23 protein-coding genes and 1 pseudogene are annotated in these 24,122 nt (G+C 66.7%); 12 read left to right on the plus strand and 12 right to left on the minus strand.

The window, feature by feature from the left end; genetic code table 11:
• Window positions 1-64 precede the first annotated feature (64 nt).
• The gene (locus ACQPW1_RS34565; RefSeq protein ID WP_433656332.1) at window positions 65-832 is read left to right on the plus strand and encodes a rhomboid-like protein; all 768 of its coding nucleotides are present in this window, start codon (window positions 65-67) and stop codon (window positions 830-832) included.
• Here ACQPW1_RS34565 and ACQPW1_RS34570 read toward each other — a convergent pair.
• Window positions 822-2,006: a cation:proton antiporter gene (locus ACQPW1_RS34570; protein ID WP_433656334.1), complete on the minus strand. Its 1,185-nt coding sequence runs from the start codon at window positions 2,004-2,006 to the stop codon at window positions 822-824. The two genes, ACQPW1_RS34565 and ACQPW1_RS34570, sit on opposite strands and share 11 nt — an antisense overlap.
• Before the next feature lie 5 nt (window positions 2,007-2,011).
• The gene (locus ACQPW1_RS34575) at window positions 2,012-2,494 is read right to left on the minus strand and encodes a cation:proton antiporter regulatory subunit (protein WP_433656336.1); all 483 of its coding nucleotides are present in this window, start codon (window positions 2,492-2,494) and stop codon (window positions 2,012-2,014) included.
• A 92-nt stretch (window positions 2,495-2,586) separates the two neighbouring features.
• Here ACQPW1_RS34575 and ACQPW1_RS34580 point away from each other — a divergent pair, with 92 nt between their 5' ends.
• Both ACQPW1_RS34580 and ACQPW1_RS34585 read left to right on the plus strand, forming a co-directional pair.
• Entirely contained in the window at window positions 2,587-3,783 is a 1,197-nt protein-coding gene (locus tag ACQPW1_RS34580; RefSeq protein WP_433656338.1) for a sensor histidine kinase, read from the plus strand.
• Complete coding sequence (locus ACQPW1_RS34585; protein WP_433656340.1) at window positions 3,780-4,427, plus strand: response regulator; 648 nt, start codon at window positions 3,780-3,782, stop codon at window positions 4,425-4,427. The genes ACQPW1_RS34580 and ACQPW1_RS34585 overlap by 4 nt, the downstream gene beginning before the upstream one ends.
• A 1-nt stretch (window position 4,428) precedes the next feature.
• Here the strand turns inward: ACQPW1_RS34585 and ACQPW1_RS34590 are convergent, their stop codons facing one another.
• Window positions 4,429-4,749: a DUF952 domain-containing protein gene (locus tag ACQPW1_RS34590; RefSeq protein ID WP_433656341.1), complete on the minus strand. Its 321-nt coding sequence runs from the start codon at window positions 4,747-4,749 to the stop codon at window positions 4,429-4,431.
• Between the two features lie 311 nt (window positions 4,750-5,060).
• On the opposite strand from ACQPW1_RS34590, the gene ACQPW1_RS34595 reads away from it, so the two are divergent.
• Window positions 5,061-5,255 (plus strand): DUF7455 domain-containing protein, encoded by a 195-nt coding sequence (locus ACQPW1_RS34595; protein WP_150405918.1) that lies wholly within the window; start codon window positions 5,061-5,063, stop codon window positions 5,253-5,255.
• Between the two features lie 47 nt (window positions 5,256-5,302).
• On the opposite strand, the gene ACQPW1_RS34600 is transcribed toward ACQPW1_RS34595, so the two are convergent.
• Window positions 5,303-6,100: a TetR/AcrR family transcriptional regulator C-terminal domain-containing protein gene (locus tag ACQPW1_RS34600; RefSeq protein WP_433656344.1), complete on the minus strand. Its 798-nt coding sequence runs from the start codon at window positions 6,098-6,100 to the stop codon at window positions 5,303-5,305.
• Between the two features lie 119 nt (window positions 6,101-6,219).
• Between ACQPW1_RS34600 and ACQPW1_RS34605 the strand changes: the two genes are divergently transcribed.
• Together ACQPW1_RS34605 and ACQPW1_RS34610 are read left to right on the plus strand one after the other, a co-directional pair.
• Window positions 6,220-7,989 (plus strand): DEAD/DEAH box helicase, encoded by a 1,770-nt coding sequence (locus tag ACQPW1_RS34605; protein ID WP_433665413.1) that lies wholly within the window; start codon window positions 6,220-6,222, stop codon window positions 7,987-7,989.
• Entirely contained in the window at window positions 7,989-8,546 is a 558-nt protein-coding gene (locus ACQPW1_RS34610) for a hypothetical protein (RefSeq protein WP_433656345.1), read from the plus strand. Before ACQPW1_RS34605 ends, ACQPW1_RS34610 begins: the two co-directional genes overlap by 1 nt.
• A 144-nt stretch (window positions 8,547-8,690) precedes the next feature.
• On the opposite strand, the gene ACQPW1_RS34615 is transcribed toward ACQPW1_RS34610, so the two are convergent.
• Window positions 8,691-9,260: a methyltransferase domain-containing protein gene (locus ACQPW1_RS34615; protein ID WP_433656347.1), complete on the minus strand. Its 570-nt coding sequence runs from the start codon at window positions 9,258-9,260 to the stop codon at window positions 8,691-8,693.
• Window positions 9,261-9,315: 55 nt separating this feature from the next.
• On the opposite strand from ACQPW1_RS34615, the gene ACQPW1_RS34620 reads away from it, so the two are divergent.
• On the plus strand, window positions 9,316-10,083 hold the full coding sequence (locus ACQPW1_RS34620) for an AraC family transcriptional regulator (protein WP_433656349.1): 768 nt from the start codon (window positions 9,316-9,318) through the stop codon (window positions 10,081-10,083).
• Here ACQPW1_RS34620 and ACQPW1_RS34625 read toward each other — a convergent pair whose 3' ends face one another.
• Entirely contained in the window at window positions 10,084-10,824 is a 741-nt protein-coding gene (locus tag ACQPW1_RS34625; RefSeq protein WP_433656350.1) for an SDR family NAD(P)-dependent oxidoreductase, read from the minus strand.
• Window positions 10,825-10,930: 106 nt separating this feature from the next.
• Here ACQPW1_RS34625 and ACQPW1_RS34630 point away from each other — a divergent pair, with 106 nt between their 5' ends.
• The gene (locus ACQPW1_RS34630; RefSeq protein WP_433656352.1) at window positions 10,931-11,530 is read left to right on the plus strand and encodes a TetR/AcrR family transcriptional regulator; all 600 of its coding nucleotides are present in this window, start codon (window positions 10,931-10,933) and stop codon (window positions 11,528-11,530) included.
• Window positions 11,531-11,534: 4 nt separating this feature from the next.
• Here the strand turns inward: ACQPW1_RS34630 and ACQPW1_RS34635 are convergent, their stop codons facing one another.
• Window positions 11,535-13,220 (minus strand): DEAD/DEAH box helicase, encoded by a 1,686-nt coding sequence (locus tag ACQPW1_RS34635; RefSeq protein WP_433665414.1) that lies wholly within the window; start codon window positions 13,218-13,220, stop codon window positions 11,535-11,537.
• 281 nt (window positions 13,221-13,501) lie between these two features.
• On the opposite strand from ACQPW1_RS34635, the gene ACQPW1_RS34640 reads away from it, so the two are divergent.
• Complete coding sequence (locus ACQPW1_RS34640) at window positions 13,502-14,674, plus strand: YihY/virulence factor BrkB family protein (protein ID WP_433656353.1); 1,173 nt, start codon at window positions 13,502-13,504, stop codon at window positions 14,672-14,674.
• Here the strand turns inward: ACQPW1_RS34640 and ACQPW1_RS34645 are convergent.
• Window positions 14,647-14,892, minus strand: a complete 246-nt coding sequence (locus ACQPW1_RS34645) for a DUF3039 domain-containing protein (protein WP_433656354.1) — start codon at window positions 14,890-14,892, stop codon at window positions 14,647-14,649. The genes ACQPW1_RS34640 and ACQPW1_RS34645 overlap by 28 nt on opposite strands.
• Before the next feature lie 96 nt (window positions 14,893-14,988).
• Here ACQPW1_RS34645 and ACQPW1_RS34650 point away from each other — a divergent pair, with 96 nt between their 5' ends.
• Window positions 14,989-15,399: a DUF3099 domain-containing protein gene (locus ACQPW1_RS34650; protein ID WP_433656356.1), complete on the plus strand. Its 411-nt coding sequence runs from the start codon at window positions 14,989-14,991 to the stop codon at window positions 15,397-15,399.
• A 9-nt stretch (window positions 15,400-15,408) separates the two neighbouring features.
• Here ACQPW1_RS34650 and ACQPW1_RS34655 read toward each other — a convergent pair whose 3' ends face one another.
• Window positions 15,409-16,695 carry an MFS transporter gene (locus tag ACQPW1_RS34655; protein ID WP_433656357.1) on the minus strand — a complete coding sequence of 429 codons (1,287 nt, stop codon included), beginning with the start codon at window positions 16,693-16,695 and terminating at the stop codon, window positions 15,409-15,411.
• A gap of 150 nt (window positions 16,696-16,845) precedes the next feature.
• On the opposite strand from ACQPW1_RS34655, the gene ACQPW1_RS34660 reads away from it, so the two are divergent.
• Together ACQPW1_RS34660 and ACQPW1_RS34665 are read left to right on the plus strand one after the other, a co-directional pair.
• The gene (locus ACQPW1_RS34660) at window positions 16,846-17,586 is read left to right on the plus strand and encodes a VOC family protein (RefSeq protein WP_433656359.1); all 741 of its coding nucleotides are present in this window, start codon (window positions 16,846-16,848) and stop codon (window positions 17,584-17,586) included.
• A gap of 648 nt (window positions 17,587-18,234) precedes the next feature.
• Window positions 18,235-20,029, plus strand: a pseudogene (locus ACQPW1_RS34665) (transposase).
• Window positions 20,030-20,216: 187 nt separating this feature from the next.
• Here the strand turns inward: ACQPW1_RS34665 and ACQPW1_RS34670 are convergent.
• The 3 genes from ACQPW1_RS34670 to ltrA all read right to left on the minus strand — a co-directional run bounded on the left by ACQPW1_RS34670 (window position 20,217) and on the right by ltrA (window position 23,609).
• Complete coding sequence (locus tag ACQPW1_RS34670; protein WP_433656361.1) at window positions 20,217-21,224, minus strand: transposase; 1,008 nt, start codon at window positions 21,222-21,224, stop codon at window positions 20,217-20,219.
• 416 nt (window positions 21,225-21,640) lie between these two features.
• Window positions 21,641-22,417 carry a transposase family protein gene (locus tag ACQPW1_RS34675; protein WP_433656363.1) on the minus strand — a complete coding sequence of 259 codons (777 nt, stop codon included), beginning with the start codon at window positions 22,415-22,417 and terminating at the stop codon, window positions 21,641-21,643.
• Window positions 22,418-22,544: 127 nt separating this feature from the next.
• Entirely contained in the window at window positions 22,545-23,609 is a 1,065-nt protein-coding gene (gene ltrA / locus ACQPW1_RS34680; RefSeq protein WP_433656365.1) for a group II intron reverse transcriptase/maturase, read from the minus strand.
• Between the last annotated feature and the right edge of the window lie 513 nt (window positions 23,610-24,122).

The following is a 24,122-nucleotide window of genomic DNA, read 5'->3' on the forward strand; positions in this document are numbered from 1 at the left end:
GACACAGCGCACACACCGGGCGGGTCGCGAGGCCGCTCTCAGCAAGACACGGCACACTTGGCCGGTGATTGCCTCCGCCCCGATCCGGTTTCGGTCACCCTGGACTAACACCATCGACCTCCGGACCGAAGCACGCATCGTGTGGGACTGGCTACGCCGGCCCGGGCTGGTGCATCGCGTACTGCCCGCGATCCGCGAGCATCTCGGCGCGGCCCCGGCCAGTACCGCCTACGCCTTCACCGTGTTCGTCACCTGGTGGACGCTGCGCGGGGTCGGCGACTCGGTGGAGCGCCGGTTGATCTTCTCCGCGTCGACCAACCTCTACAACATGCGGCACAACCCGGTGCAGGTGCTGGTCGCCTCGGCGTTCTGGACCGACGGCGGGTTCCCGTGGTCCACCATCGCGGGCTTCCTGATCGTGATGGCCTACGCGGAACGCTGGCTGGGCACCACCCGCTGGATCATCCTGTTCGCCACCGGGCACATCGGCGCGACGCTGCTCACCGTCACCGGCATCTCGCATGCCATCGATCGCGGCGTCATCCCGCTGAAGGTGGCCGTCGCCGCGGATGTCGGCACCAGTTACGGCTTTTCGGCGGTGCTGGCCGCGATGGCGTTCCGGTTCCGCGGGCTGGTTCGGCTGTTGTGGGCGGGCACGTTGATCGTGGTGCTCGTCGGGGCGCTGTGGATCGGCCCGACCTTCACCGACTACGGGCACCTGTGCGCGTGCGCGATCGGCCTCGTGGTCGGCGCGATCGCGACCGCGGTCGGGCGTTGGGTCGAGAAGAAGACCGCGGCGAAAGCGGAGCCCGCGGCGGCGGTCACGGAGTGACGGGGGTGGGCCTCAGCTTGCGCTGCACCAACCCGACGACCGGCTCGACGACGCGCGCCGCGACCGGGCCGAGGATCGCCATCAGCAACACATAGGCCGAGGCGAGCGCCGCCAATTCCTTGTCGACGCCGCCCATGGTCACCGCCAATCCCGCGATGACGATGGAGAATTCGCCACGCGCGACCAGTGCCGCACCGGCCCGCGCCCGGCCCATCGGCCGGATGCCCTGCCTGCTCGCCGCCCACCAGCCGGTGCCGATCTTGGTCAACATGGTGATCACCGCCAGCGCGATCGCCCAGCCGAGCACCGGCGGAATGGCCTGCGGATCGGTGGTCAGCCCGAAGGCCACGAAGAAGATCGCCGCGAACAGATCACGCAGCGGTTCCAGGAGTTTCGCGGCCTCGTGCGCGGTGGAACCGGAGATGGCGATGCCGAGCAGGAACGCCCCGACCGCCGCGGACACGTTCAGCGCCGAGGCCACACCGGCGACCAGCAGCGCCGCGCCGAGCAGCTTCAGCAGAAACACTTCGTTGTCGGAGCTGTCCACGATCGCCGAGACGTATCGGCCGTAACGCAACGCGACCACCAGCACGACCGTGATCGCGGTCAGCGCGATGGCCAGGGACTTCGCACCGCTGGCGAAACTCAGCCCGGCCAAAATGGTGGTGAGGATCGGCAGATAGACCGCCATCGCCAGGTCCTCGAACACCAGGATCGACAGGATCACCGGTGTCTCGCGGTTGCCGAGTCGCCCGAGGTCGTTGAGCACCTTCGCGACGATGCCCGAGGACGAGATGTAGGTGACACCGCCCATGGTGACCGCGCCGACCGCGCCCCAGCCCAGGATCAGCGCGACGATCACACCGGGCGTCGCGTTCGCCACGATGTCGACCAGGCCGGCCGCCCACGACCGGCGCAGACCGGTCATCAGTTCCGGCGCCGTGTACTCCAGGCCGAGCAGCAGCAACAGCAGCACCACACCGATTTCGCCTGCCACATGGCCGAATTCGTTGGCGGCGCTGAGTTGGATGAAGCCGCCCTGGCCGAAGGCGAGGCCGCCGATCAGGTAGAGCGGAATGGGAGACATCCCGAAGCGACCAGCCACTCGCCCGAAGGTGCCGAGGACAAACAGAATCGCTCCGAGCTCGATCAGGGCGAGCGCGGTTTCAGTCACTGGTTTCAGCCGTGCGTGAGAATCTTCGCGGCGGCATCCAAGCCGTCCGGGGTACCGACGACGACGAGCACATCGCCTGAGGTGAAGGTGAAATCCGGGCCAGGTGAGGGATGCAGCTGCCCGGCGCGCATGACCGCGACGATGGACACCTTGGTGCGGGTGCGCATCGCGGTCTCGCCGAGTGTGCGTCCCTCGTAGGGTGATCCGTCGGCGATCGGCAGCTGCCGGGTGGTGATGCCGGGGAGGTCACTGTGTTCGTCGTTCAGCTTCGCGACCAGCTGCGGCGCGCCGAGCAGGTTGGCCAGCACGGCCGCCTCGTCGGTGCTCAGCGGGATCTGCGCGGCGCAGGCGTCGGGATCGTCCATTTTGGAGACGATGAGGTCGATGTCCCCGTCGCGATGCGCGACCACGCCGATCCGGCGGCCGGAGCGCACCTCGAAGTCTTTGCGGACTCCGATCCCGGGTAGGGCAGTCACGTCGACATTCACGTGTTCAGGTTAGACCGATGTCCAATTCACTCCGCCGCGCGGTCATCACTTCGGCGGATGGCGCCTGGTCAGGGCTGTGCTGAGATGGAGGCGTGAGGCAGTGGTCGGAGATTCCCGGGACGGCGCGTGACGCGCTGGGCGCGCTGCTCTCGTTCGGCGCGGGCGCCGGGCTCTATGCGGCGAATCTGTATGCCCTGATCGATCGCGGGACGGACGTGCCGATGTCGACGCGGCTCGTGGTGTTCGCCCCGCTGTGCCTGTTGACGATGTGCCGTCGTCGAATGCCGGTGTCGGCCATGATCGTCGGGCTGGTGCCGCTGCTGATCGACATGCACCTCGGCCCGTCGGTGCCGGTATGGATCCTCTACGGCGACCTGATCTACGCGTCCGTGCTGTATTCGGCGCGGCGAGCGTCGCGGATCACCATGGTGGTCTGGTCGGCGTTCTCGGGGTTGGTGGTGATCCTGACGCTGGTGCGCACCTACGACCTGCGCGCGGTGTCGATCGCCCTCGTCGTCGTGTTCGCGTTCATCGCCACGCCGCTGTGGTGGGCCAACTCGGTGCGCACGCACAAGGAGATCGCCGGCGCCGAACGTGCCCGCGCCCAAGCGCTCACCCTGGTCGCCGAGCTCGACCGGCGCGCCGCCATCGCCGACGAGCGCACCACCATGGCGCGCGACCTGCACGACGTGATCGCCGGGCACCTGTCGGCCATCGCGATCCAGTCCGAGGCCGCACTGGGGGTGCTGGGCCGCAAGAACTCCGACCCCGCGGTCACCGGGATCATGCAGTCGATCCGAACCAACAGCGTCAGCGCGTTGCAGGAGATGCGCACCATGATCGGGCTGCTGCGCAGCGACGGCGACGCGGCGGACGAGGTGGCCGCGCCGCGCCGGCTGGCCCAGCTGCCCATCCTGGTCGACGCCGCCCGCGCGGCCGGGATCTCCGTGCTGGTGCGCGAAACCCTCGACGGCACCGAACTCCCCAGCGCGGTCGATCAGGCCGCGTACCGCATCGTTCAGGAGGCATTGACCAACGCCATGAAACACGCACCGGGACAAGAGGTCGAGATCGAGGTCGGCGCGCGGGACGGGGAGCTACGGGTGCTGGTGCGCAACCCGATGGCGGCGGTCACCCTGCGACACGCCGAGAACGGCGACCCGCATCGCGGTTTGATAAACATGCGGGAGCGCACGGCCGCCCTCGGCGGGAACTTCACCGCCGGACCGGATTCCGGACGGTGGGAAGTGCTTGCCCAACTGCCCCTTTCCGCGGCGAGCGCATCATGACGATCCGCGTGCTGATCGCCGACGATCACGCCGCGATTCGCGCGGGACTGCGGATGATCCTGGACGCCGAGGACGACATCGAGGTGGTCGGCGAGGCGGCCGACGGTGATGTCGCGGTCGCGCAGGCCAAGGCGCTGCGGCCGCACGTGGTGCTGATGGATGTGCGGATGCCCGGCGTGGACGGGATCACCGCGACCGAGCGGGTCACCGCCGACGGGCTGGCCAAGGTGTTGATCCTGACGACGTTCGATCTGGACGAGTACGTCTTCCGGACACTGCGGGCCGGCGCGTCGGGTTTCGTGCTGAAGTCGTCGTCGGGACAGGCACTGATCGATGCCGTCCGCACGGTCGCGGCGGGTGACGGCGTGCTCGCCCCCGAGGTGACCCGGGCGGTGATCACCGCCTTCGCGGCGACGAATACCGATGCGGCCGAACCGGAGCCGACCGGATTCGCCGAGCTCACCGAGCGTGAACGCGAGGTGCTCGACTGCCTCGGCGACGGGCTGTCCAACGCGCAGATCGCCGGTCGCCTGTTCATCGGCGAGACCACGGTGAAGACACACGTGTCCCGGGTGTTGACGAAACTCGGTGTGCGGTCGCGGGTTCAGGCGGCCATCGTGGCGCGCGAGGTCCGCGACCGCTAGCTCACTTGCCGAGTTGGGCGAACACGCCGTCCGGACCGGGCTGGAACTCCTCCACGGCGATCACCGCACCCGTCTGCAGCGGCCCGTACAGGTGCGGGAAGAGCATCGACTCCGGGTCGGTCGGCACGCCCGGCTCCCACTTCACCGGCGCGCCGAGACGGGCCGGATCGAGCCGGAGCAGCACCAGGTCGCGGCGCCCCGCGAAGAGCCGGTTGGCGGGCAGGTGGGCCTGCTGCGGCGCGGACAGGTGGATGAACCCCACCTCGTCCAGCGACGGCGCGCGGTACTCGCCCGTTTGCCGAGCGGAAAGCCACTCGCCCAAAGTGCATATGTGAACAAGCGTGTGAGTGTCATGGGTCACGGGTAATCTCCCGGTAGACAACTGGATCGGCCTGTTCGAGGTGGTGACCAAACGTAGTTCGTAGCGTGACCTGGGATGTTCGCCAGTAGCGAAATCCCTGGTCGTGTTATCGAAAACACACCGAATCACTCACGGGAACAAAGCCCCCGTCCCGAACGTCTGACAGAGTAGTCATACCACTGCTGGGAAGTAGCGGTAGCGAGCCCGCGGAGTGACCACGGGCCCCACACCAGGCGAACGGTCTGTGAACCGGGAGCCAGGACGGAGGAGTCATGCCAGGAACCCTGACTAGCACCCCACTGACCGCGGTCGATCGTTGCGACCGCTGCGGGGCGGCAGCACGAGTGCGCGCCGTTCTTCCTGCAGGTGGCGAGTTGCTCTTCTGCCAGCACCACGCGAACGAACACATGGATCGACTGCGTGAGTTGGAAGCCGTGATCGACACGGAATCCGCTCCCGCTATCTGACCACTCCTCGCGTCCTGAGATAACAGCATCCGACAACAGAAAACCGTTTACCGCAGCGGGCGATCTTCGGATCGCCCGCTGTTGGTGTGTTCGGGGGATTTCCGGTCGTTGAGAATGCCGTCCAGCAGGCGGTCCAGGCCGTAGTCGAAGGCGCCGTCCGGGTCCGCGGGGGCCTGGTACAGCTCGCCGACCGCCTGACCGACCCGAGCCGACAGCGGAAACAGACTGGACGGCATGGCTTGAGTGAGCAAGGGGCCGTGCACCTCCCACCACTCGGCGTCGGTCATCACCTGCGTGTCGCGCAACGCGCCGACCGCGACACGCGCGTTGCCGGTGGCGAATTCCGACAAAACGGCGATCACCCGATCCATCTCGACCTCCGACAGCCCGATGCCGTCGATCGCCGCCAGCTGCCGTTCGTAGCGGCGCATTCGACCAGGGCCGATCACCTGGCGCCACGGCGATACTTCCAGCAGCCACGGATGGGCGATCAGCTCAGCGCGCGCCTGGCGGGCCAGGGCGGCCATCCGGGCGCGCACCGGTAGGTCCGAGGGGATCGGCGGGTCCTCGTCGGCGACCGCGTCGACCATCAGCACGGTCAGCGCGTCCTTGCTCGGGACGTAGGTGTACAGGCTCATCGGGCGCAGGCCCAGCTCGGCGGCTACCGCGCGAATGGACACCTTCGCGTAGCCGTCCCGATCCGCGAGTGCCACCGCCGCGTCGACCACCGCGTCCACACTGAGCGTCGGTTTCGGTCCGCGGGCGCCCGGCCGCAGCGGGAGTTCGTGTCGCCACAGTAGGCTCACCAACTGTTTGGCCTGCTCGGCGGCGGATTCGTCGGGCAAGAGACTCCTCGGAACAAACTCGGTACTCTGTACGTTATTCAGGATACTTCGTACACCATACGCCGATGGAGGGGTTCGCTCTGCCCAGCACACAGGCCACTTATCTGCCCGCCCGTCACATGTTCGCGCTGTGGACATGGACCGGGGAGAACACCGGGTCCGCACCCGCCGCGCTCGGCGATCGGGAGACCCTCGCCCTCGCCGTGCCGACCGGTTTCGACGGGGCGATCGAGGTCGGCGAGGTCGACTGCGCGTTGATCGATCCGGCGGCCTTCGCCGCGGTCGAACTCGCCGATGCGGGGGCGTCCGTTCGCCTTTGGCGTACGGCGCTCCGGGAGGAGTCGGATCGGTCCGCGGGCTCGGCTGCCCCGCAAGAAGATCCGGAACAGCTGCCGGTCGCTGCGCACGCGGTACCCAATGCCGCGCGCACCTCGATCGTGTCCGCCGAGCGTGCGGTCCGGGTGCTGCGCGAGACCCAGGCCGTGACAACGGAATTGCGATCGGCGCTGAAAGCCGATCTGCGGCCGTATCAGGTGCGTGGGGTCAGTTGGCTGCGAGAAACGACCGCGGCGCACGGCGGGGCCGTGCTGGCCGACGAGATGGGGCTCGGAAAGACGGTGCAGACCATCGGCTTTCTGCTCGGACGGGCAGCCGGTGGGCCGCAGATCGTCGTGTGCCCGACCTCGCTGGTGGGCAACTGGGCGCATGAGATCGATCGGTTCGCGCCCGGGCTGCGCGTGGTGGTGTGGCGCGGTGGCGAAATCGATCCCGGGGCAGGGACTGTCGTCGTCGCCGGGTATCCCACGGTGCGACTACACGGGGAATGGCTCAGCCAGCTGCGGTGGGCGACGGCGGTTTTCGACGAGGCGCAGGCTTTGAAGAATCCGAGCACGCAGCTCGCCAAGGCCGCGCGGGCGCTGGACGCCGAGGTGCGCGTCGCGTTGACCGGCACGCCGGTGGAGAACCATCTCGAGGAACTGTGGGCGCTGCTGAATCTGGTGACGCCCAAGCTGTTCGGGCACAAGACGCAGTTCCGGCGGCGGTTCGTCCGGCCGATCCAGGAGGGTTCCGCGGCCGCGGCGGCGCGGCTGCAGGACGCCATCGAACCCGTCGTGCTCGCCCGCAAGAAGGCGCAGGTCGCCGCCTCGCTACCCGCGAAGATCCACACCGATCTGCTCTGCGACCTCACCGGCGAACAGGAAGACCTCTACGACAAGCTGCTCGATCGCGCCATCGATGACGGATTCGGTACCGGCATCGACCGGCAGAGCCGGGTGCTCGCGGCGCTGACCGCACTCAAACAGGTCTGCAACCATCCCGGGCTGGTCACCGGCGAGCTCACCGAGCTGGCGGGGCGCTCCGGGAAACTGGACCTGTGCACCGACATCCTGGCCAACAACCTCGAAATGGATGCTCCGACACTGATTTTCACGCAGTATCGGCAAACCGGTGAGCTGCTGGCTCGGCACCTCGCCGAGCAGTTCGGGGTGACGGCGCCGTTCTTCCACGGTGGGTTGAACCAGGCCGAGCGTGCCGCCATCGTGAGCGGATTCCAGGCCGAGGACGGACCGCCCGTGCTCATCCTCAGCCTGCGTGCTGCGGGTACCGGACTCACGCTGACTCGTGCCGCCGATGTCATCCACTTCGATCGGTGGTGGAACCCGGCGGTTGAGGCGCAGGCCTCGGACCGGGCGCACCGTATCGGCCAAACGCGCACGGTCACCGTCACTACTCTCACCTCGACCACTTCAGTCGAGGAACACATCGCACGCATGCACGACCGCAAGTCCGCGCTCTCGGACCTCGGTGACTCGGCAGGTATCGCCGCACTCGCCCGCCTGGACGACGACCAACTCGTCGAGGTTCTACGTCGTAAGAGGGAGAACTGATGGCGGACAACGAATTCGGCTACACCAAGTGGGGCATGGACTGGGTTCGGCTTGCCGAGCCGATCCGTCAGACGCGCCCTGAGCCCCTGCTCCCCAGGGCTCGCTCCGTTGCCCGCAACCACGGCGTGCAAGCCACGGTCGATGGCCGTATCGTGCGCGCCACGATCCATCGCGGCAGTGAGGCATCGGTGATCCACGTGGAGGTGGCACCGCTCGCCCGCGCCGCGATCACCGCGATCGGCGAGGTCATCCCGGACACCGCCGTGCTCACCGACGACATGCATCGGGCGGTGGTCGCGGCCGATCTCACCGTCGCACCGGTGCTGGCCGGTACCGACTGCTCATGCAAGGCGCGGATCGCGCGGTGTCTGCATGTGCTGGCCGTCTTCTACGATATGGCGCGGCGGGTGGATGAGAATCCGCGGCTGGCGTTGGAGGTGCAGGGGTATTTCCTAGCCGCACAGGATGATTCGCCTGTGCACGTAGAAGTGCCGCGATGGGTGCCGATCAATACCTTCGATCCGGCGAACTACTTCGGCGAGGCGGCGTCGGCCTGACTCGCATACCGGTAGCTCTTCGCACGGCAGCTTGATTCTTCGCACACCTACCAACTGTGCAAACGGTGTGCGAAGAATCGAGCGCGTGCGCGGAGTTCGCAAACCCCGTGCCCGGTAACTCTGTCGACGTGGCTGGTTGCGACGTCAGTCCGGACGGCGGGCGCGGAAGCGGAAGCTGGTTGCGCTGGTTTCGATTTCGACATCCGTGAAGCCGATGCGAGTGAGGCGGTCGGCGGCGTTTTCCGGTGGGACGGGGACGCAGGTGTCGCCGATGTGCATCAGACGGAAGATACGGCTGTCTAGACCATCGCTCCCCGCGAACACACCGCCGGGGCGCAGCACGCGCAGCGCTTCGGCGAACAGCGCGTCCTGCGCACCGGGCGACGGCACGTGGTGCAACATCGTGAAGCACACCACCGAGTCGAATTCCTGTACTGGAAAGGGCATTTCGGTGCCGTCGCCCTCCACCACCGTCATCACCGACCCGTGCCGGGTGCGCAGCCGGGCGGCCAGGTCGGGGTCGATCTCGACGCCGGTGAGTGTGCTGGCGCGGTCCAGCAACGCACCCACGTTCGCACCGTAGCCGGGCCCGATCTCGAGCGCAGCACCGCCGAGGTCGAGACCGGACAGCGCCCACGGCACGATCTTTGTCGCGCTGGTCCGCTCCCACATCGAAGAGCGGCAGCAGAGTCGGTGGAAGAGGTTCATCGCCATGCCGCCAACGCTAAGAGCAGACAGCCGTGACCGCGACGAGCTACGGTGACACATTGTGTCGCGAAACGGCCATCCTTCGGTGCAGCCCGACCCGCCCGGTTCCACCGCGATGGTCCTCGGCGCCGGGGTGCTGCCCGCCGGCTACTGGTTCGACACCCACGAGCACCCGCAACACCAGATCGCCTGGGCGGCAAGGGGAGTCATCGCCGTCGAGGTCGGCGAGAACCGCTGGGTATTGCCGCCGACCCGGGCACTGTGGATCCCCTCCGGCATCCCGCACCGGACGGGCACCGCCGACGGCGCCGAAATGCGCGGCATCTACGTCGAACCCCAGCGCTGCCCGGTCATCTTCACCGCGCCGACGATGGTCCGCGTCACCCGATTGCTCCACGAGCTGTTCGACCACCTCGGCGCCCCCGGCACCACCCTCGACCGCCGCGAACGCGCGGAATCCGTCGTCTTCGACCTGGTCGAACCAGTCGACGTGATCCCCATCGGCGCCCACTCCCCCACCGACTCCCGAGCCAAGCAGGTCGCCGACGCCCTCACCGCCGACCCCGCCGACAACCGCACTCTCGCCGAGTTCGCCACCGCCGTAGCCACCAGCCCCCGCACCCTGGCCCGCCTCTTCATCGCGGAAACCGGAATCAGCTTCGGCCAGTGGCGAACCCAGATCCGCCTGACCGCCTCCCTCCCTTTACTGGCCGCAGGCCTACCCATCGCCCGCATCGCAGGCCGAGTCGGCTACGCCACCCCCAGCGCCTACGTCGCCGCCTTCCGCCGCGCAGTAGGCGTCTCCCCCGGCAAGTACTTCACCGGCTGACTAGGCGTTCGTGCCGCCGTCGACGGTGAAGATCGAGCCGGTGATGCTGCGGCCGGTCTCGCCCGCGAGGAACGCGACCATTGCGGCCATGTCTTCGGGCTGCGCGAAGTGGCCGAGTGCGGTCAATCCGACCTGGTAGTCGTAGTGGCCGCCGTCGACCGGATTCATATCGGTCACTGTGGATCCCGGCTGCAGCAGGTTCACCGTGATCGCGCGCGGGCCGAGTTCGCGGGCGAGGGCCTTGGTGAATCCGTTCAGCGCCGACTTGCTCAGGTTGTAGAGCGAGAGTCCGGCGAAGGAGGCCTTCTCGGACAGGTTGCTGCCGACGCTGATGATCCGGCCGCCAGCGGTCATGTGCGCCACCGCGGCCTGCGCGCCGACGAATGCGGCCCGCGCGTGGATGTTCAGCGCCCGGTCGATCTCCTCGAGAGTGAACTCTTCGAACGGCTTGGCCGGGAAGATGCCCGCGTTGTTCACCAGGATGTCCAACCGGCCCAGGTCGGCGGCGGCCTGGTTCACCGCACGCACCACGTCTCCGGCGTCGGCGCTGTCCGCGCGAATCGCCACCGCACGACGACCGAGTGATTCGATCTCCGCGACAACGGATTTCGCCTGCACCTCGGCGCTCTGGTAGGTGATCGCGACGTCCGCGCCGTCGGCGGCGAGCTTCCGGGCGATCGCCGCGCCGATCCCTCGGCTGCCGCCGGTCACGAGTGCCACCCTGCCATTGAGACCCGACATCGGTCCTCCTTCAAATTCTGTGTCGATCAATACATAAATAGCTAAGCGCATGGAGCGCGGTGGCGTCAAGGGGTATATTTAACGATCGACACAGAAAGGACCGGCCATGGCGGAACGCGGACGACCACGCGCCTTCGATCGCACCGACGCGCTGCGCCGCGCCATGGAGGTGTTCTGGGAACACGGCTACGAGGGCTCGTCGATGAGCGATCTCACCGCCGCGATGGGCATCAACTCACCGAGCCTGTACGCCGCGTTCGGCGGCAAGGAGGCGCTGTTCCGCGAAGCCATCGGCCTGTACGGAAAGACCGACGGCGGCTACACCGAGCGCGCGTTGCGGGAGGAGCCGACGGCACGGGCCGCCATCGATGCGATGTTGCGGGACAACGCGATTGCCTACACCGTCGAGGACAAACCACACGGCTGCATGGTCGTCCTCGCAGGCTCGACCTACACCACCCGCAGCGAGAGCATCCGCGATTTCCTGGTCGAAAAGCGCCGGGGGACAACGGAAGACATCCGCCGCCGGTTGGATCGCGGCGTCACCGAAGGCGACCTACCCGCAACAACCGACACCCGCAGCCTGGCCCACTTCTACACCACGGTGCTGTACGGCTTGTCGATTCAAGCCCGAGACGGCGCCTCGCTGGCCGATCTGACGCTGTCGATCGACTGCGCAATGGCAGCCTGGCCAGCTCCTGCCTGACGCCCTACATCCGGCGCAGCGCCGCGATCCGCTCGACCAGCTGATCCGCCGACGCCAATGCCGTTGGCGGCCCACCACATTCACGACGAAGCTCACCGTGGATCACGCCGTGCGGCTTGTTGGTCCGATGGTGGTGCATGGCGACCAGACTGTTGAGCTCGCGCCGCAGCTCACCCAATCGGTCAGCGGTAGCGACCCGTTCGGCCGCGCTCGCGACCTGCGGCCCGGGATCGGCGGCAGCGGACTCACCACGGTCGGCGATCTGCTTGGTCTGCCGCTCGCGGAGCAACGCGCGCATCTGGTCGGCGTCGAGCAAACCGGGGATGCCGAGATAGTCGGCCTCCTCGTCGCTACCCGCGAAAGTGGCGGTGCCGAAGGAGGATCCGTCGTAGATCACCTGGTCGAGCTCGGCGTCGGCGGCCAGCGCGACGAAGGACTTCTCCTCCTCGCCCGGCTCGTCCTGCTGCTTGTTCGCGTCGATCAGCAGCTCGTCGTCGAGCCCGTCCTTCTCCCGGTGCGGCTTGCCGATGACGTGGTCGCGCTGCAATTCCAGCTGCGCGGCCAGATCGAGCAGCACCGGCACCGAGGGTAGGAACACGCTCGCGGTCTCGCCGGGCTTGCGGGCACGCACGAACCGGCCGATGGCCTGCGCGAAGTACAGCGGCGTCGAGGCGCTGGTCGCGTACACGCCGACCGCGAGGCGCGGCACGTCGACGCCCTCGGACACCATGCGCACCGCGACCATCCACGGTTCGGTGCTCGCGCCGAACTGGGCGATCCGATCCGAGGAGGTCGGTTCGTCGGACAGCACCAGCGCGGGCTTGGTGCCCGAAATGTGTTCCAGCAGTTCGGCGTAGTCGCGGGCGCGATCCTGGTCGGTGGCGATCACCAGGCCACCCGCGTCGGGCATGCCCGTGCTGCGCAACTGACGCAACCGCATGTCGGCGGCACGCAGCACGGCCGAGATCCAGTCGCCCGCGGGGTCGAGCGCGGTGCGCCAGGCGCGGGCGGTCTGTTCGGGGTTGAGCGGCTCGCCGAGACGCGCGGTGTGCTCCTCGCCCGCACTGTCGCGCCAGTGCGCCTCGCCGGAGTACGCGAGGAACACCACGGGCCGGACGACGCCGTCGGCGAGGGCCTCGGAGTACCCGTAGGCGTGGTCGGCGCGCGAACGCGGGAAGCCCGACTCGTCGGGCTCGTACGTGATGAACGGGATCTGACTGTCGTCACTGCGAAACGGGGTTCCGGTCAGCGCGAGTCGGCGGGTCGCGTCACCGAACGCCTCGGCGGTCGCCTCACCCCAGCTCTTCGCGTCACCCGCGTGGTGGATCTCGTCGAGAATCACCAGGGTCCTGCGGTTTTCGGTGCGCACCCGATGCCGCGACGGATGCGAGGCGACCTGGGCATAAGTGACCACGACACCGTGATAGTCGCCGGACGTGCCGCCGGTCGCGTTGGAGAACCGCGAATCCAGCTGGATCCCGGCGCGGGCCGCGGAGTGCGCCCACTGATGCTTGAGGTGTTCGGTGGGTGCGACGACGGTGATCTGATCGACGGTGCGGTCGGCGAGCAGTTCCGCGGCCACCCGCAGCGCGAACGTGGTCTTACCGGCGCCCGGCGTGGCCACCGCGAGGAAGTCGCGTGGCTTGGACGCGAGGTACTTGGTCAAGGCCCGGCGCTGCCAGGCGCGCAGCGATCCGCTGCTCGTCGTACCGGAGCTGTTCGGCGTCCCCGACGCGTCGGTTCTCGCCGAATCGCCCGGTGTCTCCGCTTTTCCCGCCACAGCGGCGCCACCCGACCCAGTCACGCAGTCGACCCTACTGGCCCGGCACGGCGTGTTGCTAAACCGACGCGGCATGGGCGATGGGCATCACATGTTCAACTACCGACACGCCGAAGTTCACCGATTGCCCGACGACACGTCGCCCCCGGAATCCGGTGCGGGGACGCCAGGTGCGCGATGCTGTAGTCACGATGACCGACGAAAACGCCATGCTGAGCGACCCGCCGCGGACCGACATTCCGTCGCTCAGCGGTGGAATCTCCGCGCGCAAGCTGACGTTCGGCCAGCGGGTGACCATCCGGGCGCGGCGCGCCCGCAGGAACACCACCAAGCTCGTGGTGCGGGTCGCGGTGAAGGCCTGGAACGATTCGATCTTCGCCAAGTCCGCGGCCGCCGCGTTCTGGCAGACGCTGTCGCTGGCGCCGCTGCTGCTCGGCGTGCTCGGCAGCCTCGGCTATGTCGGCACCTGGTTCGGGCCGGACACCGTGCAGATCGTGGAATCCAAGATCATTGCGTTCAGCCGGGATCTGTTCAGTTCCAGCGTGGTGTCGGATCTGATCGAGCCGACCGTCAAGGACGTGCTCGGGAAGGGGCGCGGCGCGGTCGTTTCGGTGGGTTTCGTGCTGTCGCTGTGGGCCGGGTCGTCGGCGATGGCGACGTTCGTCGACTCGATCGTCGAGGCGCACGATCAGCAGGACCTGCGACATCCGGTGTGGCAGCGGATCTTCGCGTTGCTGCTGTATGTGGCGTTCCTGGTGGCCTCGGTGTTCATCCTGCCGCTGGTGGCGCTCGGGCCCGCGTTGATCGGGCGGGTGCTGCCCGAGCCTTGGCGGGCGACCGGGTTGCAGCTGCTGGACTTCTTCTACTACCCCGGTGTCGGGTTGCTGCTGATCATCGTGCTGACCACGTTGTACAAGCTGGCACTGCACACGTCGCTGCCCTGGCACCGATTGTTCGGCGGGGCGCTGGTCGCGGCCGTGTTCTTCATCGCAGCGAGCGAGGTGCTGCGGCGGTATCTGTCGTGGGTCACCGCGACCGGTGTGAGTTACGGCGCATTGGCGACGCCGATCGCGTTTCTGCTGTTCACATACTTCCTCGGGTTCGCGGTGATCCTCGGCGCGGAGTTCAACGCCGCCGTGCAGGAGTTCTGGCCTGCCCGGGCGACCCGGATGGAGCAGGTGAAGGAGTGGCTCGCCAATCAGCTCACCGGGGATTCGTCCGACGAGGACGATCCGAAGACAGAAAGTACCGAGACGACGGAGAAGTCTCCGCCGTCACCTGTCGACGCACCCGATCAGCCGCGTGCGGCGCCCTCGCAGACGCCACCGCAACAGCCTCACTCGCCCTTTTTCAGCCCGTCGTAGACCTTCTTGCAGTCCGGGCAGACCGGCGAACCGGGCTTGGGCGACCGCGTCACCGGAAAGACCTCACCGCACAGGGCGACGACATGGGTGCCCATCACGGCGCTCTCCGCGATCCGGTCCTTCTTGACGTAGTGGAAGAACTTGGGGGTGTCGTCGCTCGTCGACTCGTCGGTGGTCGAATCGGGGCGAACCTTGGTGTCGGTGCTCACGGATTCCATGATGCCGCATTCCAAGATGCGATGACTGATCACGGTCCTGTGTCCGCCTGACCACGCTGTGTGCGCTGGTGCTCCGACAGTGGAAGACTCAGAGTTATGCAGCAGCACGGCGACTCTCCCAACGCCGACGACATCGACCGTGGTGAGCGCCCGGACGTGACGATGCCGCCAGCCTCCCCTGGATACTTCCCCGGCACCGACGACAAGCATCCGGTCCTGATCACCGAGGCCCAACCCTCGCTGGAAGATCAGCACCGCTCCCGGGTCCGCCGCTACACCATCATCATGGCGTTCCGCATCCCCTGCTTGGTGCTGGCCGCGATCGCCTACAGCACCTTCAACAGCGCCTTGCTCGCCATCCTCATCATCGCGGTCTCCATCCCCCTCCCCTGGATCGCCGTCCTCATCGCCAACGACCGCCCACCCCGCCGCAAGGACGAACCCAGCCGCTGGGACGAACGCCGCACCGCCATCGAGGCGCGCTCGCACAAGTCCATCGACGGCTGATCCGTTCGCTCAGGCTTTCCGGCGGATGAAGGCCGACATCACCGCGGCCGTGGCGCATAGGCCGCCCGCCAAGTACCAGGCCAGGTTGTAGCTGCCCTGCACGTCGCGGATGACGCCTGCGCCGGTGGCGGCGATGGCGGAGCCGATCTGGTGGGAGGCGAAGACCCAGCCGAAGGCGACGGGGCCGTCGTTGCCGAAGAGTTCGCGGCAGAGCACGACGGTCGGCGGGACGGTGGCGACCCAGTCCAGGCCGTAGAAGATGATGAACACCCACAGGCTGGGCTGGGTGTGCGGGCCGAGCAGCGACGGCAGGATCAGCAGCGACAGGCCGCGCAGCACGTAATAGCCGACCAGCAGGTAACGCGGGTCGATGCGGTCGGTCAGCCAGCCGGACGCGATGGTGCCCGCCACATCGAAGATGCCGACGACGGCCAGCAGGCTCGCCGCGGCGGTCGGCGGCATGCCGTGGTCGTGCGCGGCGCTGACGAAGTGGGTACCGACCAGACCGTTGGTCGACGCGCCGCAGACTGCGAATCCGCCTGCCAGCAGCCAGAATCCGGGCGTACGCGCGATCTTGCCCAGCACGGTGAGTGCTCGCATGGCGCCGACGCCCGCGGTTGTGCGGACGCCGACCACACTGCCCGGCTCCGCGCCATACGCGGTGACACCGACGTCACTCGGGAAGTCCCGGATGAACAGCAACACCAGCGGCACCACAGCCAGCGCCGTCCCGGCGACGATCAGCGACGGCAGCCGCCAACCGTGCTCGTGCGCCAGCATCGACACCAGCGGCAGGAAAACCAGCTGACCGGTCGCCCCCGCCGCGGTGAGCACCCCGGTGACCAGTCCGCGCTGCCTGACGAACCAGCGGCCGGTGATCGTCGCCACGAACGGCATCGACATCGAGCCCACTCCGACGCCGACCAGCAGCCCCCAGGTCAGCATCAGATGCCACGGCTGCGTCATGAACACGGTCAGCCCGGCACCCGCCGCAACCAACACCAGCGCACCCGACACCACCTTGCGGATGCCGAACCGGTCCATCAATGCCGCGGCAAACGGCGAAATCAACCCGTACAACAGCAGATTCAGTGATACCGCCGCACCGATCGTGCCGTGCGACCAACCGAACTCCTCGTGCAGCGGATCCATCAGCACACTGGGCACCGACCGGAACGCCGCGGCACCGAGCAACGCGATGAACCCGACCCCCGCGACGATCCACGCGGGATGCAGACGGTGCCGGATGACGGCGTCGTTCGGCGGTACGGTCGGCGGCGTCTGCAGTTCGGTCACCCGCTGAGCGTGCCGGAAAACCACCCACCCAACGAGTGGCCGGAATGCCACAAAGCACCAAGATCGTGCCAGCGCGGGCGACACGCCAATCCGCTCGACACCGCGCGTGGCTTTCCATAGGGTGTCTCGGGATACAAGACAGGAGTGAACATGATTCGGTGGATCTGGGCGTTCCTGGACCCCCCCGCACAGCGATTCGACGACTGCGCGAAGTTCTGGTCCACCATCACCGGGACCGAACTCTCCGCACGCCGGGGCGAACACGACGAATTCCTCACGCTCCTCCCCGATCCCGCGCTCTTCGCCGCGGCGGGTGTGAAGATGCAGGCCGTCACCGGTCTCGGCGGCGTCCATCTCGACCTCGACGTCGACCACATCCCGACCGCCGTGCGCACCGCCCTCGACCTCGGCGCCGACCTGGTCGCGAACCACCCCGACTACGCCGTCCTGCGCTCCCCCGGCGGCCAAACCTTCTGTCTCACACCGAGCGGCCGCACCAAGGGCACCCCCGCCCCCGCCGCGACCGCCCCCGACGGCACCCTCAGCCGCCTCGACCAGGTCTGCCTGGACATCGGCGCCGCCGACCACGCCACCGAGACCGAATTCTGGAAGTCGTTGACCGGCTGGAACTTCCGGCAAGGCAGCAGGCCCGAGTTCGCCGACCTGCGCGCCGCCGAGCCGATGCCCATCCAACTGCTGCTCCAGCGCCTCGACGAAGACCGCTCCACCAGCGCACACATCGACCTGTCCTCGTCGGACATCGAAGCCACCGCCGCCTGGCACGAAACCCTCGGCGCCACAGTGATGGAACGCTTCGACCACTGGATCGTGATGAGCGACCCCACCGACGCCACCTACTGCATCACCGCCCGCGACCCCCAAGGCGTCTAACCCATCGAGGCGAGTCATATGGTCGCTCAACGATCTTCAACAGCAACCATTCGACTCGCCTCGATCGCCCAGCAACCATTCGACTCGCCTCAATTCGCGGAGCTCCCGCAACGGGACCACAGCCAGTCCTCACGCTGGAACCCAGACGTTGCCCATCCCAAGCCGCGGAAGAGAAAGCCGGGTACGGCAGGCGACGTGCTCAGCACTACTCGATCATTCCCCGGATCAGTACACCTACCGGGTGAGTACAGCTAAGGACGACCCAACGCGACCAGCCCAGAAAACTGAAGACCTACCCAGGTTTTCCCGTGAGTAGTGTGGGCGCGTCATGTGCCGTACCCGGCCTTAGGCGCACGTCAGGCGCACCATGTCGCGTTCCCGAGGTGGTCATCTGGCTGTGGTGACGTCACAAGCGCTGTGGACAAGAGGTGGGTGGTCGAGCGGCGGTTGGGTGGCCGATCAGACCCGCCGAGCGAACCCGGCTCGGATTGCCCACATCTCCACTCTCTCTCGGGATCCGCACTGGAAATAGGGCCCTAAAGCCGGCGGGCTGTTGCGAAATGGTGGGTGGGTGTTGTCCGGCCGCGTAGCGGCCGGACAACAGGATTTGTGGGTTGTTGGGTGTGTCGAGGGTTGGTGATCGATGATGTGTTGGTGGCCAAGGGTTATCGCTGGGTGGATCGTGATCAGCAGTTTTTGATGCCGCCGGATATGCGTGAGTGGTTGAGTGATTCCGATCCGGTGTGGCTGGTGATCGAGGCGGTGGCGGGGTTGGACACTTCGCGGTTGCATGCCAAACGCCGCACTGGTGGTGTGGGGCGTGCGGGGTATGACCCGGATATGTTGCTGACGTTGTTGATTTGGGCGTGGGCCCAAGGCCAGCGGTCCTCGCGCAAGATCGAGTGGTTGTGCTCGCGTGATGTCACCTTCCGGGTGATCTGTGGCGGGGATGTGCCTGATCATGTGACCATTGCCCGGTTCCGTGGCGAGCTGGCTGATGTGGTGGAGGAGTTGTTCACCCAGGTCCTGGTGTTGTGCGCGCGTCTGGGTATGGGCCGGTTGGGGGTGGTGGCGATGGATTCGGTGAAGATCGCCTCGAACGCGTCGTTGAGCGCGAACCGCACCGAGGAGGGGTTGCGGGCGGCTGCTGGCGAGCAAGCCGTCGCTGATGCGGCGCGGGCGGCCGCGCGGGCGGCGGCGGCCGAGCATGCGGCCACCGATGCCGCCGAGGACGAGCAGTTCGGGCCCGATGAGCGTGGTGGGGGCATGTCCACGGAGTTGGTCGAGCCCTCGGCTCGGGCGGCGCGGATCGCTGCGGCGTTGGCGGAGTTGGAGGCTGAAAACGCCGCTCGCGCCGAGGCGCGTGAGGGGGCCGGGGCCCGTCGGCGCGAGCGTGAGCAGGCCAGGCAGGTCGCTCGTGATGCGATGGTCGCTGACTATCAGCGCCGTCGTGACGAGCGGGGGCCCCGGGTCGGGTTGCCCCCGGCCGAGATCCGGGTGCAGGTGCTGACCCGCAACTGGGAACAGGCCCGCGCCGCGCAGCAAGCCAAGATCGAGCGCTGGCTGGCGGCGGGCGGGCGCGGGCGCCGGCCCGCCCCGGTGGATGAGGAGTACGCGGTCAAACGCGTGCGCCGGGCATTGGATCGTGCGGTCGCCGCGCAGGCGGTAACCGCGCAGGCCGAGGCGGTGACCCGGGCTGGGGCGGCCCGCAAGGCCGCCGAGCGGGCCGGCAACGATAAAGACGCCCAGCGCAATATCACCGACCCCGAGTCTCGCCCGATGCCGCTGCGCGGCGGGGGATGGTTGCAGGGATTCAACTGTCAGGCCGTCACCTGCGGCGACGGACTGATCATCGCTACCGGGGTCGCCAACAATCCCAGCGACTGTCCCGCCTTCGCCGAGATGATGGGCAAGGCCGCTACCGCCGCCGACCTCATCACCGCCCACCATCCCGTAGACACACACGAAAACCCTTCTATCGCAACACTTCTCAACGACTACACGGCCGCGGTAACAGCCCCGGCCGGTCCCGACACCACTGGTGAAACCTCACCCGCCCCGATCGGAATGCTGCTCGCCGACGCCGGCTACCTGAGCACCGATAACCTCACCGCCGCCGGGCCCGCCCGGCTCATCGCCATCGGCAAACGCCGTGACCTGGCCACCGCCGCCCGCACCCGGCCCACCACCGGCCCCCGCCCACCGACGCGCCGGTGATCGAGCAAATGGATCACCGGCTGCGCACACCAGAAGGCGCCGCCCTCTACAAACAACGCAGCCACATCGCCGAAACCCCTTCGGCCACGCCAAACACAACCTCGGCTTCCGACGCTTCACCAGCCGCGGAACCAGCCGGGCCGCAGCAGAATTCAGCTTCCACGCCCTCGTTCACAACCTGTTCAAAGCCATCGGAACCCGCCACCTCACCCTGGCGCCCTGCTGACAAGCAGGACCGGGAGGATCTACCAACCCCGTGTTGCCGGCCACTACGCGGCCCGCAACACCAGCACCCATTTCGCAACAGCCCGCCGGTGCGGATCCCGAGAAAGAGTGCGGATTCTGCTGTCAGCGTGGCCAGTTGAGGGGTGCACACCCTTTCCACACCCCGCACACCCCGTATACGGAAGTTGTCAACCTGCTTGAGACAGGTGTGTGTTGATTCCTGTTGGTTTTGGTAGCGCGGGTGGGTGTGGTCGGTACCGGAACCGTTGGGGATGTGCGCTCCAGTACCGATCCAAGTGTTGTTGGCGCTGCCGGTGGATAGTGGCGGCGGTGCCGTGGTGAACCGCGGCAGGGGTGTGGCGACCGAGTCCGCTGTGGCGGTGCTCGGTGGCGTAGCGGTGCAGGAAGCCGCAGGTCCATTCGCGGGCGGCCTCAATGCCCTCGAAGCGGTCGGGGCAGTCCAGGTCGTATTTGATTGTCTTGAACAGCGATTCGGAGAACGGGTTGTCGTCGCTGACTCGCGGTCGTGAGTAGGAGGTGAGCACGCCACTGGCGGTGAGGGCCTCTATCAGCAACGGCGACCGCATGACACCACCGTTGTCTGCGTGCACCACTTTCGGTGTCCCGCGGGCGGTGATGGCCTCGGTGAACATCTCCACGGCCAGTTGCCGGTCTTCGCTGTGCTCGATGCGCCAGCCCACCGGGTAGCGGGAGAACACATCGATCGCCAAGTAAAGCTTGTAACGGTCCTGGGTCCGGGGCCCCCGCAGTTCGGTGACATCCCAGGACCATAGGTCCCCGACCCCGGCCGCTACCGCTATCGGTGTGCGCCGCGACGGGCTGGCGCGGCGACCGGGGCCACGGACACGGCGGCGGTCACCGACCAAACCTGCCGCCTTGGCGACACGGTAGAAGCTGCGCTGCGAGCACGCGAGCCTCCCGGCGTCGAACGCCCGCCAATATGCTTGCACCACAGATAGATCCGAGTAATCGTCATCGGTGAGCACACACAGGATCTGCGCGCGCTCGTCGGTGGTCAACGCCGCTGGCTGATACCGCTGTGCCTGCGGGACCGGCACTACCACCGGCTGGTAGTGCCGATAGCCACGGCTGATCCGATAGAACGTCGACCGCGTCAACCCGAGCAACCCGCACCCCACCGTGACCGCGATGCCGATCCCGACCAGCGTGGCCACGGTATCGATTAAGACAGTTTGTTGCGTTCGAGCCACTGCTTGTATTCGTCGGCGCTCATCAACGCCGGCGGGATCTGTTCGGTTTCCTCGGTCGAGCTGTCGTTGATCCCCGACAAGAGCTCGAATGGTCGAGTAGCCCGGAGGAATCGCACCTCCGGGCCCTCACAGAACCGTGCTTAACAATCTCTCGTTACACGGCTCCTACCATCCAGTCGCCATGAAACCACGGGTATATTCCCAGTGCGAAAACGTTCGGGGATGCCGCTCCCCCAACGCTTTCCACCAGGCATTGACCTTCTTGAACCCGTGCAACCGTCGATACTTCTTACGAGCCCACCGCACCAGATAGGTGTTGATGCGTTTGCACAGCGCATACAATTTCGTCCGGTAGAACCGGCCGTAATACTGAGCCTTTTTCATCCTTGTCGGGCAGTCCGGATTTCGCGATCCTGTAGCACGTGGATGGCCTTGACCAGCTGTCCGGCTTTGTCGGGGCAGCAGCGGAGTTTCCGCAGCACCCGCCAGCTCTTGAGCTGGGCGTTGGCTCGTTCGCCGCAGCCGCGTAGTCGTGCGTGCGCGCGGTTGGCGGCCTTCTGGGATTCCGGCTTGTTCTTACCCTTGTACGGGGTCAGCAGCGCGGTAGCGCCTTGATATCCCTTGTCCGCCAAGGTGATCCAGCCAGCGGCCTCGAGTTCGTGGCAGATCCGCCAGATCCAGGCCGCCTTCAGATCGTGCACGCTGCCGGGCAACGCGCCCGATACCCACGCGATGTCACCGTCAGGTGTCGCGATCACCTGCACGTTCATGCCGTGGTGGCGGTGTTTGCCCGAGTAGAACGGCCGATCCGCGGCCACTCGGTCGATAGCGATCAGCGTGCCATCCAGGATCAGGTAGGCATGTCCGTCAGTCCTGGCTTGCCGCAACGCCTTCCGCAGACCCACAGCACGCCCGGCCAGCAGTTCCACGGTTTCCTCGACATACCGCCACGCCGTCGTAGTCGACACCCCGAACCCGGCTCCCAGATCACCGAAAGTTTCGCCTTTACGCAGGTAAGCCAGCACCAGCAACGCCTGCCGGCCCGGGTTCAACCGCCGCCACACCGACCCGATCGCGCCACGGTGTCGCCGGATCACCCCGGCCACGTAGTCGAGGGTCTGACGTGACAACGGCAGCGCGGCACGGTAGAAAAGCATCGAAGCCCTTGGTGTTCGGAGGTTGCGGTAAACAACCGATCTACCAGGGGCTTCGCCATACGTCCAGTCGAACTACCTTGCAGGGCAACAGATCCCGCAGTCCCGCATCAAGCAGGATGAAAAAGGCTCACTGCAACCAGCCCCGCACGATGGGATTGATCCACCGTGCCAGCTGACCCAGAGTCCAATCCGTGTGCCGATGCAGACGCCAACCGCGGACCTCCCGGTTGATGCGTTTCTCCGCGTCGCGGCTTATGGCGGGCAGGAACGAGGTGAACAACTCCCCGAACTTGCTACGCGCCGAACGCATTCGGAACTCGTAGCCGAGAAACGTGAACGAGGTGTGCTCGTAGTCGAGCGTCCTCTTGTTCTCGTCCCGACAGTAGACGATCTTCGTCTTGTCCGGATGCAGTTCCAGCCCCACCTCGGTGAAACGTTCCCCAATCGCGGCCTTCAGCATGCGCGCCTGCCGCTCGCTCGCACAATGGATTACAGCGTCATCCACGTAACGTTCGAAGCCGATATCCGGGAACTTCCGGACCATCCACATGTCGAACGCGTAATGCATGAACAGATTCGCCAGAATCGGCGACACCGCAGACCCCTGCGGGGTCCCGCGATCCCGCGTCTCCAGCGTCCCGTCCGGCCGTTGCAGCGAAGCCGAAAGCCACCGCCGCACATACAACACCACCCACTCCTGGTCGGTGTTGGCCCGGACCGCTCTGACCATCAATTCGTGGTTCACGGTGTCGAAGAACTTGCGGATGTCCAAATCAACAACCCAGTCCTTCTTCAGACACCGTTGTCGGCATGTCGCAACCGCATCCAGCGCCGACCGCTTCGGGCGATAGCCATAGGAGTCTGGATGGAACATCGGCTCCACCCGTTTCTCCAATTCCATGGCCACCACCGTCTGCGCGACCCGGTCCGCGACCGTCGGCACACCCAGAACACGAACCCCACCACCGGTTTTCGGGATCTCCACCGCCCGCACGGGCGGCGGAAAATATGTCCCCGACGACATCCGGTTCCAGATCTTGTAGAGGTTGTTCCTCAAATCCTTGTCGAAGTCATCGATGGACTGCCCATCGACCCCGGCAGCGCCTTTATTCGCCTTGACTCTGCGATACGCCTCGCGCACAGCCCATTTCGAAATTTCGAACGGCTTGCCCGACGACCCTGGTTGACTCATCCAGCTCCTCCCGACCACAGCCGGTTGACCACATCAGCAACCCGAATGGTCCGGCCCCTTCGCTCCACACCCATTACAGGTGCTTCACCACTACTACGAGCCGGTCCGCCAGCACACCCCGCATCGGTACTCAACGCCTCACAGTTTCTGCTGCTCGACGTGCTCCCTCTCGACCCGCCGAAGCGAAATCCGTATCGGGACATGCCTTCCCACGTTCCATGCGAAAGCCGCAGATCAGGCTCACGTCGCCTCCATGCCGGACACCGCCTGGCCAGAAATCGGGCCACCCGCCAGACTCTTTCCCGGTTCCAAAAAGAAGCCCCGGTTTCGATGTCGTCTCATTCATTTCGACACGTCGTCAGCGATTCACTCGCGTTCGTCTTCCTGATCCCCACCTGACGCCTCTACCGACGCCTTTTCCTCATCGCTCACCACGACGGTCTTCAGCCAACGCAGCATGAGGTGGTTTGAAGCCTCCCACCCGACGGGCGACTCCGAAGGGCCACAACCCCT

The sequence above is a fragment of the Nocardia sp. CA-128927 genome, from assembly GCF_050955855.1.
Taxonomy (GTDB): domain Bacteria; phylum Actinomycetota; class Actinomycetes; order Mycobacteriales; family Mycobacteriaceae; genus Nocardia.

Excerpts from the sequence above, each read along its gene's own strand:
- ACQPW1_RS34610 (WP_433656345.1), top strand. The coding sequence starts at position 7,989 with ATGGCGGACAACGAATTCGGCTACACCAAGTGGGGCATGGACTGGGTT.
- ltrA (WP_433656365.1), bottom strand. The coding sequence starts at position 23,609 with ATGAGTCAACCAGGGTCGTCGGGCAAGCCGTTCGAAATTTCGAAATGG.
- ACQPW1_RS34630 (WP_433656352.1), top strand. The coding sequence starts at position 10,931 with ATGGCGGAACGCGGACGACCACGCGCCTTCGATCGCACCGACGCGCTG.
- ACQPW1_RS34640 (WP_433656353.1), top strand. The coding sequence starts at position 13,502 with ATGACCGACGAAAACGCCATGCTGAGCGACCCGCCGCGGACCGACATT.
- ACQPW1_RS34645 (WP_433656354.1), bottom strand. The coding sequence starts at position 14,892 with ATGGAATCCGTGAGCACCGACACCAAGGTTCGCCCCGATTCGACCACC.
- ACQPW1_RS34615 (WP_433656347.1), bottom strand. The coding sequence starts at position 9,260 with ATGGCGATGAACCTCTTCCACCGACTCTGCTGCCGCTCTTCGATGTGG.
- ACQPW1_RS34660 (WP_433656359.1), top strand. The coding sequence starts at position 16,846 with ATGATTCGGTGGATCTGGGCGTTCCTGGACCCCCCCGCACAGCGATTC.
- ACQPW1_RS34675 (WP_433656363.1), bottom strand. The coding sequence starts at position 22,417 with ATGCTTTTCTACCGTGCCGCGCTGCCGTTGTCACGTCAGACCCTCGAC.
- ACQPW1_RS34605 (WP_433665413.1), top strand. The coding sequence starts at position 6,220 with ATGTTCGCGCTGTGGACATGGACCGGGGAGAACACCGGGTCCGCACCC.
- ACQPW1_RS34585 (WP_433656340.1), top strand. The coding sequence starts at position 3,780 with ATGACGATCCGCGTGCTGATCGCCGACGATCACGCCGCGATTCGCGCG.
- ACQPW1_RS34625 (WP_433656350.1), bottom strand. The coding sequence starts at position 10,824 with ATGTCGGGTCTCAATGGCAGGGTGGCACTCGTGACCGGCGGCAGCCGA.
- ACQPW1_RS34595 (WP_150405918.1), top strand. The coding sequence starts at position 5,061 with ATGCCAGGAACCCTGACTAGCACCCCACTGACCGCGGTCGATCGTTGC.
- ACQPW1_RS34650 (WP_433656356.1), top strand. The coding sequence starts at position 14,989 with ATGCAGCAGCACGGCGACTCTCCCAACGCCGACGACATCGACCGTGGT.